Source organism: Paenibacillus sp. FSL H7-0735 (assembly GCF_038008505.1).
Classification (GTDB): domain Bacteria; phylum Bacillota; class Bacilli; order Paenibacillales; family Paenibacillaceae; genus Paenibacillus_AQ; species Paenibacillus_AQ odorifer.
Window position 1 is genome coordinate 5664881 of sequence record NZ_JBBOZH010000001.1, and the last position, 13111, is coordinate 5677991.

Here is a 13111-nt window from a genome sequence, read left to right on the forward strand (position 1 = left end):
AGTTTCGCTCTCACCCAAAATATACCATATCTTTCATTAAAACACTATATTTTTACAGTAAATAATGCACAAAATATAGGAATTTTGTTAATTTAATGAAAAATAAAAAACAGCAGCTCAGGATCTCTCCTTGAACTGCTGTTCATTAATACCCTCTTACTGAGCTACCGCAGCTTTATCTGCAGAAACCGCAATGTCGTTATAATAGATTTCAACTCCATCACCAACAGCCCAATAATTCAGGACGCGGTTATTAACCGGCACTATTACAGCACGATAAAGTGTTGGGAATACTGGAATCTCATCAACCATAAATTGTTGCCACTCTTTATAGATTTCTTTACGTTTGTCTACATCAAATGCAGCCTCGGAGATCCCTTCGGCGAGCAAACGATCGTTCTCTGCACTCGAGTAACGCGGGAAGTTATAGATTGCATCTTTGCCATACAGACCTGATGGGTCAACGTCAATCCCTACACCCCAAGCGCCTTGGTACACATCAACAGTAGGATCATCCTCACCATTTTGACCTATGCGATCATAGAAGGTATTAAACTCTACCATTTCCAAAGTTACATTCAGACCAATCGCTTTCCAGGATTGTACATAATATTGAGCCAGCGGCTCAGCAATGTCTCCACCAGTCATCGAAATGAAATTAATCTTCAGCTCGCTGCCATCTGGATTCGTTCTAAATTCACCGTTTAGTTTGTAACCAGCGTCATCCAGGATCTTCTTAGCTGCTTCTGGATCATAAGCTACACCTGGATTGGAAGCATCATGGAATTCAGGATGGGAAGGTGGGATCAACGTAGTCGCATTCCAGCGAAGTCCATTATAAAACTTCTTACCGACAGTATCATTATCTACGGCAGCCCACATGGCTTTACGCAGATTTACATCCGCCATTTTAGCTTTAGGATCTGTTGCAACAACCTTTTTCTCTGCATCCCATTTACCAAGCTTAAAGCCTATATACGTATAAGCACGATCAACCGCACCCAGGAATTCAACGTTTGACATCTTTGCATTATCCGGGAATTGATCAATAGGGAAGGAATCCACCAAGTCAACTCCGCCAGATTTCAGTTCTTGTACAATCGTTGTTGGGTTGATAACCTTCAAAATTACTTTATCCAGTTTTGGGGCTCCGCGCCAGTAATCTTCATTCTTAACAAATACTACAGACTCACCAGGAACGATGCTCTCTACTTTAAAAGCTCCGAAGCCAATTGGCTTTTGGCGGACTTCAGGGGAAGAGGAGATTTTGGCAACATCCATGCCGCCAAAGATATGTTTGGCTAATGGATAAATCCATACGCTACCCGTTAACAAGGAAGGTGTAGATTGCTTATAAGTAATCTGCAGTTTCTTATCACCCAGCACTTTAATCCCGGATATGGTCTTGGCTTTACCGGAATGGTACTCATCCATGCCTTCAATATTAGTGAAGTCAGAACCATAACGAGGACCATCATAAGCAGGATTACCAATAACTTCATGGGCGAACAACCAGTCTTCAGCCGTTACTGGCTTACCATCCTGCCAGTTTACATTGTCGCGAATCGTAAAGGTAAAGGTCCGTCCATCTTCTGCAACTTCATAAGTAGCCGCACCATCATTAGTATATACATAGTCTTTATCCCAAGTTAACAAACCTTCATCAAACCAGTTCAGAACTTGAGCATCTGGATCTCCAGAATAGAAGTTCCAGTTCAAAGTACCTTCAAATGGACTATCGGAAACAAGTCCAAATGTAATTGTCCCTCCGTCAATAGCTTCACCTTGGTTAGTCTTAACGTTACTAAAATCTTTAATGTTATAAAGTCCGTCTTCTGCCTCAGGCGCGGCCGTTGCTTCTGCAGTTGCCGCAGGTGCGCTGGCGCTAGGAGCTGCTGTTGATTCAGCCGCTTCGTTGTTGTTCTTGGAGCCGCAAGCCGCAAGAGCGAACAACATTACAAACATTAATGAAACTAGTAAAGCTTTTGAACGAATGGCTTTTCTCATTTAATCATTTCCTCCCTTATTATCCTTTTCTTTGTCTTGCGTCGGTCGCACGTTTAAGCGCTTGACCCACATTATTTATACTCAACATCAATACCAGGATCAGCAATGATGCGGGTAACCAGATCCACCATCTGAACTCAAGGGTCTGCGGATTTCTCGCATAGCTTACTAGAGTACCCAGACTGGGTGTACTTTCTGGAAAACCAAAACCTAGAAAGGATAGGCCTGATTCCAATCCAATATTAGCTGCCAGATTCAAGGTCATCGTTACGATAATGATAGAGCTTAAGTTCGGCAGAACTTGCGTGAACATAATTTTTAGATTGGAGGAGCCTAGGGTCTTAGATGCCTGAACATAATCCAATTCCTTCTCTTGCAATGTCTTGGAACGAATTAGCCTGGCAATCCCCATCCAAAGAAATGCTGTCATGATAAAGGAGAAGGTCAATGTATTGTACTTAGGAACTGCGCTGACAAAAGCTATAACAATCATTAGAAAAGGTAGAATCATGAAGAAATCCACAATACGCATCGCGACATTATCTACCGTTCCCCCAAAGTAACCTGAGACTAAACCTACCAGAATACCGATAATTCCCGTAAAAAAAGTAACCATAAAGGCAATAGACATGGAATTTCGTGTTCCTATAATTAATTGACCGAATACATCCCGTCCTCCATAATCAGTCCCCAGCCAATGCACAGCCGAAGGCTTCTCATATAGGGCGAACAAGTCAACCGTGACAATTTCTTTCTGATCTAAAAATAAGGAGATCCCATATACAGCAGCAATAATCGTAAATAGGAAAATCAATGAGATCAGTGCCAGCTTATCCCGCACCATCTCCCGCCAAACAATTTTGAAGCCCGATGGACTTTTATCAGTTTCCTGCAGCAGAGCTATCTCTGCGCTCGTCTTTGCCATTTCATTCACCCCAAAGTGTTCATCTTCTTATTTAATCCGGATACGAGGATCTACGATACTTAAAATAATGTCTGATAACAACGCACCGACGATGGAAGCAACCCCATACAGAAGAACAAGAGCTGTTACCACGCTGAAATCCCGAATCGTTATCGAACTTAGAAACAGCAAACCCATTCCTGGATAGCTGAAGATCGTTTCAACGAACACCGTACCACCGATTAGCCCAGTGATCTCATATCCAAAAAATGCAGCGATCGGCAGCAAGGAGTTTCTCAAAATATGACGATTGTATACGCGTGACTCCGAAGCCCCTTTAGCTCTAGCAGTGAGAATGAAATCTTTTTGCTTCGTATCAATGATCTCATTTCTCAGATATTGTACGGTCCCAACCGTTGCAATTAGCGCCATAGATAGCGCAGGCAGAAGCAGATGGTAGAATTTACTCCAGAAGTGACTTAGTGTACCTGGAACTTCCCCGGGACTGACACTGCCGCTGGTAGGAAACCAATGAAAATGAAATCCGAAAACCCATACCATTAAGAGTGCAAAAATAAACAACGGTGCAGCAAATCCAATATAGGTATAGCCAGTTATCAAGCGATCCAGCCACGAATCGTTATAACGTCCGCTGGTAATACCAAGCGGGATAGCAATAAGGTATGTAAGAATCAGCGTAACAATGGCCAGCCAAAGGGTATTCATCAGGCGTTGACCGATTAGCTCTGAGACCGGCATTTTGAAACGGAAGGACTGGCCGAAATCCCCTTGTATCGCTTTAGTGATCCAATCCCAGTACTGGATGTACCATGGATCATTTAAACCGAGCTTTTCTCTCATCGCATCAATGGCCGCCGGGTCAATATTCGGATCAAGCATTCCTGAAAGTGCGTCACCTGGCATCGCCTTCGCCATAAGAAAAACAAGAATACTTAATAGAACTACTTGAGGGATCATTATAAGAATTCTACGAACGATAATCTTCCACATATTCTCAACCTTTCTCAGGCAAGGCTACCAGATGAGTCTCGGAAATTGATTTTAATGGATAAGCCATGCCTTCTTCATCAAAATAATTCCGGTGCGCTTGTTCATATTCCTTGCTTACTGATTTTCTAAACTCCGTCTGCTTTTCTCTCTGTTTCGGATCAATATCAGGAATGGCGGCAATGAGTCGTTTGGTATAAATATGCTGAGGATTGTCAAAAATATCTTTAGCAGTCCCTTGCTCCACATGTCGTCCTTTATACATAATCCCTATGTGATCGCACATATGCCTGATGATCCCGAGATCATGACTGATAAATAGAAAAGTAAGATTCAGCTCTTTTTGAATGTCCTGCATGAAGTTAAGCACTTGTGCCTGTACTGAGACATCTAGCGCAGATACCGGCTCGTCAGCAATAATAAGCTTTGGCTTGAGTGCAATTGCTCTGGCAATTCCGATCCGCTGCCGCTGGCCGCCAGAAAATTCATGCGGATATTTCAGGATGTTCTCAGGACTTAAGCCTACCTGTAAAAGCAATTCCTGCACCCGGCGTTTTTCTTCCCCTGGAGACATTTTTTCGAAATTACGCAACGGTTCTGCAATAATATCGAGTACACGCTTCTTAGGATTTAAGGAAGAGTACGGATCCTGAAAGATCATCTGAATGTCTTTGCGGACATTTCTTTGCTTACGTACACCCCTCAAGGCCAAATCTTGCCCTTCAAAAATCACGCTGCCGCTAGTAATAGAATTAAGACCTATAATCGCGCGACCCGTTGTCGTCTTCCCGGAACCAGATTCACCAACCAGACCATAGGTTTGCCCAGCTTCAATGGTAAAATTAACATTATCGACAGCCTTAACTACGCCAACTTCCCTTCGAAAAACACCGCCGTGGATCGGAAAATGTACTGCTAAATTTTTAACCTCAAGAAGTCCCATTGTGGATTGCCTCCTCGTTAGTATCAGGGAAATGGAAATTGTTATAACAGGTGCAGCGAACGAAATGTCCGGGTGCGACTTCATGCAGCTGTGGGTTCTCCTCATGCTCCGATTCAGGAATCCAAGGCGTCCGTGCCGAGAAACGGCAGCCCTTACGCGGAAGGTTTTGCAGTGGTGGAACAATCCCCTGAATCACATGCAATCTGGATTTCTCTTCTTTTGCTGTTGGAATGGAGTTTAATAAGGATCTCGTATACGGATGTTTCGGATTAGACGTCAACGTAAAAATATCTGCGATTTCGACGATTTGTCCGGCATACATCACCGCAACACGGTCAGCCATTTCGCTTACAACCCCTAAGTCATGAGTGATTAAGATAATGCCTGCTTCCATATCGTTTTTTAATTTTTTAATAAGTTCAAGGATTTGTAATTGGATAGTCACATCTAGTGCTGTAGTAGGTTCGTCGGCGATCAAAAGCTTGGGTCCATTGGCTATCGCAATGGCGATAACCACCCGCTGCCTCATGCCACCGGATAATTCGTGGGGGTACTGCTGATATGTATGCTCGGGACGGGAAATTCCAACCTTGGTCAAAAGATCAATGACCTTCTCTTTTCTCTGTTTCTTAGAAAGCTTGGAATCGTGTAGGATAAGTACTTCTTCAATCTGTGAGCCGATGATCATTAGCGGGTTTAAAGCGGATAAAGGATCTTGAAAAATCATAGACATTTCTTGGCCGCGCAGCTTGTTTAGTGCAGCAGGAGACATGGTAACGATGTCCTGGCCCTTGTATTTGATTTGTCCGTCAATTTTGGCTCTGGTGTGCAGCCCCATAATTGAAAAGGCGAGCGCACTTTTTCCTGAACCAGACTCTCCAACGATAGCCAGAATTTCATTTTTGCGAACAGACAGGGTAACATCATCAACCGCAGCATAATAGTCGTCTGCAATTCTGAACGATGTCGACAAATTTTTGATTTCTAGTAGTTCTTCGCCCATATTCATCACCCTAACGACAAGGATTTCAAAATTAACACAATGAAAATATTATGTAAATTTTGATATAAATAGTGTTGATTTTCATGAAACATTTTGAAATAACCAATGTGATGATAATTAACACCATTAAGAATACTACCAGTAGTTCAATCGGAAATAAAAATGAACATCTCGTAACTTTGTAGTTCATTTTAATTAACTTATGGTAAATTATCAATCTTTTCCTATAAAAAATTTTCAATCGATGTGATTAAAAGTAACGTAGGCAACAAAAAAACGGCTCTAGGCCGCCTTTTTTTGGGAATTATTTAGTTCGTCTGAAAGTTAAAATCTTTTGCTTTCCAGCATGAAATTGGAAGGTATTACAGTCGCTAGCTGGGTTACTGCTCCCGCCGAAGCTTTTGATTATGACGAATCTTAATCTCGTTGCCTTGCTCAGTTGCTTGATAAAAAACACGCTGAGAAATCTCCTTAGGCAAATACTCCTGCTTTACATAATGCCCCGGAAAATTGTGCGGATATTGATATCCTTCATGCCCTAACGCAGTTGCGCCTTTATAGTGCGTATCACGCAGATGCAGCGGTACCTCCGCTGATTTGATCTCATCCATACTTGCCATTGCATTGGAAATAGCCATAACCACAGCATTAGACTTCGGACTCTCCACGGCAAAAAGAATAGCTTGGGCAATGTTCAGCTTCGCCTCTGGCCAACCATTGTTTCGATAAGCATCCAGCGCACTCACCGCTTGAACCATAGCTTGGGGATTAGCCAGGCCGATATCCTCACTGCTGGCTGCAATCAGGCGCCGAATAAAAGTCATAGGGTCCATTCCAAGCTTTTCTACCGCATACAGAAACCAAAACAACGCGGCGTCGCTGGAACCGCGGATACTTTTATGAAAAGCGGATAGCACATCATACTGCGTAGATTCATCAGCCTTCACAATGGGGCGCCGAATGGATTCCTCCGCCACCTCCAGCGTAATATGAACACTTCCATCAACTTGCGGCGCGGTAGTCAGGGCTGCCAGCTCCAGCGCATTTAGTGCCCGGCGAATGTCTCCATTAGCCATAGTTGCAATATGCAACAAAGCCTCTTCATCGACCTGAAGCTCCATAAATCCAAGACCTTTATCTTTGTCCGCCAAGGCTCTGCGCATCGCGATCAGACTGTGTTCACTCGTTAATGCCTCCAGCTGAAATAAGGTGGAGCGGCTCATAAGCGCCCCATTAACATAATGGAACGGGTTCTCTGTAGTCGCTCCAATGAAGGTGATGGTCCCTTTTTCTACCGCTGGCAAAAGCGCATCCTGGCGTGAGCTATTAAATCGATGCACCTCGTCCAGGAACAGGATCGTCTTTGTGCCGTACAATGTTTGATTGTTCTGAGCTCGCTCAATAACCTCCCGTACATCCTTCACGGTAGCTTCCACCGCATTCAGACGTACGAATTCCCCTTGTGTGTGATGAGAAATAATATGCGCGAGTGTCGTCTTACCGCATCCCGGGGGACCATAGAGCAAAATCGAAGAGACTTGATCCGCCCCAATCGCTCTTCGCAGCAGCTTCCCCCGACCTATGATATGCTCTTGACCAATATATTCATCAAGATTCTCCGGTCTCATCCGGTCCGCAAGCAGCCGTCCGCCCCCGGTGTCCTCTCCGAAAGAAAATAAATCCATAACTCCACTTCCTTGCTATATTCTTGTAAAAGCTCAATATAAATCCCTCTCTATCATACCATATCACAGGGAAGGATTAGGATGTCCTGCCGGTTCAAGGTAACAGTATCAGCATAGACTTATTTTACGCCAAAATAAAAAGAGCATGATCTCGTCTTAGAAAGGCGGGAGCCATGCTCTTTTTTCAAAATATAAGAAAGTATAGGTTTCACGCTATACTTTATCCTTATGATTTCTCGCATAACGCTTACCGTCCTTATAGGGACGCCAAAGGCGTTTATGCTTGAATTGCAAGCTAGCAATTTACTGCCAGCCGCATTTTTGATATGATTTTACGAATACTTTCTTCCGATAGATGGTACTTCTTCTGAAGTTCCGCTACGGAATCACCGCTTCGATGACAACTGAAAATTTCCTTGTTCCGGTTCGCTATTTCTTTCCTCGAACCGCTGTTCTCGCCCCATCGAACCCGCTCTTCCGTCCTCTTTGGGATGTAGAGCAGTTCACCTTGGATGTATCCCTGAAGCTCTTCGAGCAAGCCAGGGGGGAGCACATCCTTCCCATTTACATAACTCAACTTGCATTTCCTCCTTCAACAGGTGTGTCCCTATGCGTCGGTCAACTAAGTTTTTAGTTATAATCACGTCACCTGCCTCCTTTCTTCTCCTCATATTTGGAAAAATCCGTAATTTCATTATATAAAAACCTTTTGGTAGCGTCTACATTCGATTTCATAAATTTCGTTCTTATGGATAAGTGTGGTACTTCTTATGTTAGTAATAAGGAGGCCATAAGGCCTCCTCGCTTCAAGCAGGTTTCCGTCTTAAACGGAAACCACCTCGTATACTGAAATCATTTCAATCAGCCTCCTTCCAGAAGTGTTCTTGCCCGGCCGGACACTTATTATTAAGCCATACCTATGGGGGAGTTACAAGACCAAGAACAGTTATAACCATTCTCCACCAGTCTTACTCCCCCTCAGAATCGCTTCCAGCCGCCGTTTGCACATAGGAAGGAACTTCCCCATTATAGAGCAGCCACAGCTCATGGAGAGCACGTGTACAGCCGACATACATCAGCTTCGCGTCCCAAGCCGTCGCCCCGTAATGGTCTTGATCGGCATCTGCTAAGATCACTGCATCGAACTCCAAACCTTTTGATAAATAGACAGGCAGCACCGATAGCCCACCCTGATATTGGGTCATACTGCCATCAATCAGATGAATATCTTCAAAATGCTGTGCCAGCTCCGCATATAGTTCTGCAGCCTCATGAAGATTTCTTGTTAGGACAGCCACCGTACGGTATTCCCTTCCTGACAGAGACTTCAGTGCAGAGGTTATTGTCCGCAAGCGAGCTTGCTCATCAGCCACCAGTTCCCCGTTATCCTCACCGTAGGCGATCATACGCACGGGATCTCCACTACGAAACACAGGAACAGCCAGCAATGAGCTCTCCACACCTGAAGATAGAATTCCATTAGCGAAGTCTATAATTTCCATAGTAGAACGATAGCTGCGTGTCAGCGCGTGATAAGCCGTGTTCTCAGGGGCAAACAACGTCTGCATCTCTTCCCACGCGTGTACGCCTTTATAGGCATGTATACCCTGCGAGAGGTCACCCAGGATCGTAAAGGAATGGCCTCGCACATATAAATCCAGAACGGCAATTTGGAAAGGTGAAAAATCCTGAGCCTCATCGATTACTACATGGTCAAAGCGAGTAACGCCCTCATCACCGTTCAAAAGATAATGGATATACAGCAGCGGAGGTAAATCCTCTTCACGTATGATGCCTTTTTTCAGCTCTTTTGCCGTTTCCTTCAGTACAGCTGCCGGAATTTCCTCAGGCGGTTCAATCGGCCAATCCTCAGGAAGTTTAGCTGCTCGGAAAATTTGCTTATAGATCGTTAATGGATCATATTTAGGCCATTTGGCACTATAAGCCTTCTCTCGCTGCGCGCCTTTTTTCTTGCGATCCTTCATAGCAGCAGCTGAAGGGCTCTTCTTCAGTTCCATCTCAATCCAGCGATGAATCCGCGCCATTACCCGTTCCTTGCGCTTAGCTGGAGGATAGGGAGCATACTCCTCATTATGCCAGCCCAAAATCATAGAACGGCGTAGCACCGCACCCTCCCACGGGCTAAAATCACCCTCAGGTACAGAGCTGCTTTCCAATAGCTTGATGCTGGACTCTATAATTCCCATCAACACCGTAGAACCCTTGAAGCGTCCCGGTGTCTCTTCTGTAATTACCGGCATGCCCCCAGGGGTTTCGAACCAGCGGTTCATCGTCTCCGTCGCATCCTGTTCCGGCAATTCCAGTCCTAGTACATTAGCTGCCCAATCCGGAAATGTACTTTGAGCAATATTACCTACCCCGAGCTCAGGCAATACATCCGAGATGTAATCTAAAAACATCCGGTTTGGTGCAAAAATGATCATTTTTTCCGCAGAAACCTGATCCTTGTATTGATACAGCAGAAAAGCAAGCCTGTGCAGTGCAACGGTTGTTTTACCGCTTCCTGCCACGCCCTGAATGATCAGCGCTGTATTCTTGGCAGCACGGATAATCTTGTCCTGCTCCTCTTGTATGGTCGATACGATATCCCGTAGGCGATTATCCTTATTCTCCCCAAGTCGATAGACGAGAAACTCATCTGATACTATCGGTGCATCGCTTTCCCGATTGTACGTATCCGCGACCCGCTCCAGAATTTGCTTCCGAATCACGACGTTGCGTTTGAGGTATACCAGCCCCTCTATCAATCCCTCAGGAGCTTCATAGGAGGCTGGCTCGGTACCGCCGGTAAACGAATAGAACAGGCTTGCTACCGGTGCGCGCCAGTCGATGACTAGCGGACGGTCGCTTACCTGCTCACGGTCTACGCCGATTTTGCCTATATAGAGTGCCTTCCGTTCATTCTCATCATTGCCTTGAAAATCAAGCCGTCCGAAATAAGGCTCCTGCCTAAGCTTGGCAAGATCTTTGCGCTTCTGATCACGGTTCGCTTCCAGCACCTGTTCCGTATAGTCATGTCCCGTGTACACTGGTGTCTGCTGGAGCTTCTCCAGCAAAGTGTCAATTTCAGTAAGCGCTTGATTCAGCCTGTCTTCTTCCTCTTGATAGGCACTTTGAAAGTTGTCTTCCAATTTCAGTTACCTCCTAAAAGTTTATCGAGCTTAAATTTTCATGCTCCTACGTCCATTTCTCACGCAAAAGGATACCCATTGTAGCACAATCAGCACTTAAATACCAAATCTTTCAAATGATTTGACTAAACTTATAAGTTCTCCAACCTAAAACCCTTTGGTGCCCCTTAGCTCGCACAAGCGTCGAATATTTAGGACACACCAAAGGTGTTTTTGCCTTTGATTTCGGCGCTTACATACATTTAGCACGGATCAAAGGCATTTTTGCCTTTGGTTTCGGCGTACACGCACATTTAGCTCCAATCAACGGTGTTTATACCTTTGATTTCTTCGTCTATGCGCTTTTAGCTCGAATCTACGGTATTTATACCTTTGATCTCGACGTCTACGCGTATTCGGCTCCAATCAACGGTATTTATACCTTTGATTTCGACGTCTACGCGCATTTAGCTCCAATCAACGGTATTTATACCTTTGATCTCGACGTCTACGCGTATTCGGCTCGAATCTACGGTATTTATACCTTTGATTTCGGCGTCTATGCGCTTTTAGCTCCAATCATCGGTATTTATACCTTTGATTTCGACGTCTACGCGTATTCGGCTCGAATCAACGGTATTTATACCTTTAATTTCGGCGTCTTCGCGTATTTAGCTCCAATCAACGGTATTTATACCTTTGATTTCGACGTCTACGCGTATTCGGCTCGAATCAACGGTATTTATACCTTTGATTTCGTCGTCTACGCGCATTTAGCTCCAATCAACGGTATTTATACCTTTGATTTCGGCGTCTACGCGCATTTAGCTCCAATCGACGGTATTTATACCTTTGATTTCAACGCTGGCTAATAGAGCTGATTAGTGAACAACAGTTCCCTCGCAATCAAAGAAACTGGATGCCGCACTATAGCACAGCCTGCAAAATAAAGTTAGCTACAAACAAACCAGCAATCCCATACAGCGCAGGTGGAACTTCCTTCCCTTTGCCCAGCGCCAGCTTCACAATTGGGTAGGTAATAAAACCAAAAGCCATACCATCCACAATGCTATAGGTGAATGGAATCATAACCATGATTAGAAAAGACGGGAACAGCTCGGTCAAATCACTCAAGTCCATCTCACGCACATTCTGTACCATAAGTCCGCCGATCACAATCAGGATCGGTGCGATCGCACTATCGGGAATATAGGATAACAACGGAAGGAATAAGAAGGTCGCCCCGAATAGAAGCCCTGTCACCAGCGAGGTGAGACCCGAACGCCCGCCCGCAGCTATTCCTGCATTGGATTCTGCAGCGGCCACGACTGGACTGCTTCCGAAAAGACCCGCGGCGATATTGGCAAGCGAGAGCGCACGCAGGCTGCTTTTGAAGCGTTCTGGACGGCCTGCCATCATCGTCTGTGAGGCTACAAGACCGATATTTTCAAATACAACGATTAACAATAACAGGAATACAGCAATCCAGAACACAAGGCTCACAATACCGCTCCAGTCCATTCCGAAAAATAGGCCGCCATAACCTGAGAATACATGCCCTGAAGCTTGTTTTTCCGGTGCATGTGCAGCTCCCAGAAGATAGGCTAGTCCTGTACCAACCAGCATACTTATCAGCAGGCCGCCGTTAGTTCCCCGGATAAATAACACTAAAGCCAGCAATAAAGTCACACAGGATGTAATAACTGCAGGATCACTAAAATGTCCTATGGCAACAAAAGTAGTCTGATGGGCAATCACTATCCCGCTCTTTTGCAGCCCTATAAAAGTCAGAAACAGCCCTATACCCACTGTAATGGCATGCTGCAGGTTTTGAGGAATTGCCTCACTAAGAATACGATAAAGTGATGTGAAGGCCACGATAGCGAATAACATGCCTGTTATAACGACTACAGTAAGCGCCTCTCTCCAGTCCAGTTTCATGGAATGAACAAGCGTATAAGTGAAAAATGCGTTAATCCCCATCCCGGGAACCACGATGATAGGCGTCTTCCCGCCGAAAGCCATCAGCAGACAGCCGGTAATTGCGGTCAATAGTGTAGCCACCATTGCCGGTCTAAGCGGCATCCCCGCGTCATGGAGAATCGTCGCATTCACCATAACAATATAAACCGAAGCAAAATAGGAGAGAATCCCTGCAGCCCATTCCCGTTTCCAGTCATTCTCAGGCGCAAGCCCCACACTATTTCGCCAAAAATTCGATTTCATGTACAAAAACCTCCACTGATATTAAGTTCCGCAGGCGGATATTACCCGGATTATAAATCTTATAATCAGCCGTTCATCCCGGTTCAGCTATTATGCCTATTTATGGCCTGCTTATTGCAGAGCCCGCCTGTTAACGACAACAAAAGGGCGTACGCAGCCGGATTCCAGCTACTCGCCCTTTTGTCCATTACTCTAATCCTATAT

At 44.9% G+C, this 13111-nt stretch carries 9 protein-coding genes; all 9 read right to left on the minus strand.

The window, feature by feature from the left end:
• Window positions 1-156: 156 nt before the first annotated feature.
• The 9 genes from NSS82_RS25710 to NSS82_RS25750 all read right to left on the minus strand — a co-directional run bounded on the left by NSS82_RS25710 (window position 157) and on the right by NSS82_RS25750 (window position 12907).
• A complete protein-coding gene (locus NSS82_RS25710; protein WP_036677608.1) occupies window positions 157-2007 on the minus strand; it encodes an oligopeptide ABC transporter substrate-binding protein in 1851 nt (616 codons plus the stop codon).
• A 19-nt stretch (window positions 2008-2026) separates the two neighbouring features.
• A complete protein-coding gene (locus NSS82_RS25715) occupies window positions 2027-2932 on the minus strand; it encodes an ABC transporter permease (protein ID WP_051490985.1) in 906 nt (301 codons plus the stop codon).
• A 27-nt stretch (window positions 2933-2959) separates the two neighbouring features.
• Window positions 2960-3922 (minus strand): oligopeptide ABC transporter permease, encoded by a 963-nt coding sequence (opp4B, locus tag NSS82_RS25720; protein ID WP_036677612.1) that lies wholly within the window; start codon window positions 3920-3922, stop codon window positions 2960-2962.
• Window positions 3923-3926: 4 nt separating this feature from the next.
• On the minus strand, window positions 3927-4862 hold the full coding sequence (locus NSS82_RS25725; protein ID WP_036677615.1) for an ABC transporter ATP-binding protein: 936 nt from the start codon (window positions 4860-4862) through the stop codon (window positions 3927-3929).
• Window positions 4849-5865, minus strand: coding sequence for an ABC transporter ATP-binding protein (locus NSS82_RS25730; RefSeq protein ID WP_036677618.1), 1017 nt, complete (start codon window positions 5863-5865; stop codon window positions 4849-4851). Before NSS82_RS25730 ends, NSS82_RS25725 begins: the two co-directional genes overlap by 14 nt.
• Before the next feature lie 380 nt (window positions 5866-6245).
• On the minus strand, window positions 6246-7550 hold the full coding sequence (locus tag NSS82_RS25735) for a replication-associated recombination protein A (protein WP_076105451.1): 1305 nt from the start codon (window positions 7548-7550) through the stop codon (window positions 6246-6248).
• 295 nt (window positions 7551-7845) lie between these two features.
• Window positions 7846-8127, minus strand: a complete 282-nt coding sequence (locus NSS82_RS25740) for a CD3324 family protein (protein ID WP_036677625.1) — start codon at window positions 8125-8127, stop codon at window positions 7846-7848.
• A gap of 391 nt (window positions 8128-8518) precedes the next feature.
• Window positions 8519-10702 (minus strand): HelD family protein, encoded by a 2184-nt coding sequence (locus NSS82_RS25745; RefSeq protein WP_076272397.1) that lies wholly within the window; start codon window positions 10700-10702, stop codon window positions 8519-8521.
• Between the two features lie 906 nt (window positions 10703-11608).
• Complete coding sequence (locus tag NSS82_RS25750; protein WP_076272396.1) at window positions 11609-12907, minus strand: NCS2 family permease; 1299 nt, start codon at window positions 12905-12907, stop codon at window positions 11609-11611.
• Window positions 12908-13111: the final 204 nt, after the last annotated feature.

Excerpts from the sequence above, each read along its gene's own strand:
- NSS82_RS25730 (WP_036677618.1), bottom strand. The coding sequence starts at position 5,865 with ATGGGCGAAGAACTACTAGAAATCAAAAATTTGTCGACATCGTTCAGA.
- NSS82_RS25710 (WP_036677608.1), bottom strand. The coding sequence starts at position 2,007 with ATGAGAAAAGCCATTCGTTCAAAAGCTTTACTAGTTTCATTAATGTTT.
- NSS82_RS25715 (WP_051490985.1), bottom strand. The coding sequence starts at position 2,932 with ATGGCAAAGACGAGCGCAGAGATAGCTCTGCTGCAGGAAACTGATAAA.
- opp4B (WP_036677612.1), bottom strand. The coding sequence starts at position 3,922 with ATGTGGAAGATTATCGTTCGTAGAATTCTTATAATGATCCCTCAAGTA.
- NSS82_RS25750 (WP_076272396.1), bottom strand. The coding sequence starts at position 12,907 with ATGAAATCGAATTTTTGGCGAAATAGTGTGGGGCTTGCGCCTGAGAAT.
- NSS82_RS25735 (WP_076105451.1), bottom strand. The coding sequence starts at position 7,550 with ATGGATTTATTTTCTTTCGGAGAGGACACCGGGGGCGGACGGCTGCTT.
- NSS82_RS25725 (WP_036677615.1), bottom strand. The coding sequence starts at position 4,862 with ATGGGACTTCTTGAGGTTAAAAATTTAGCAGTACATTTTCCGATCCAC.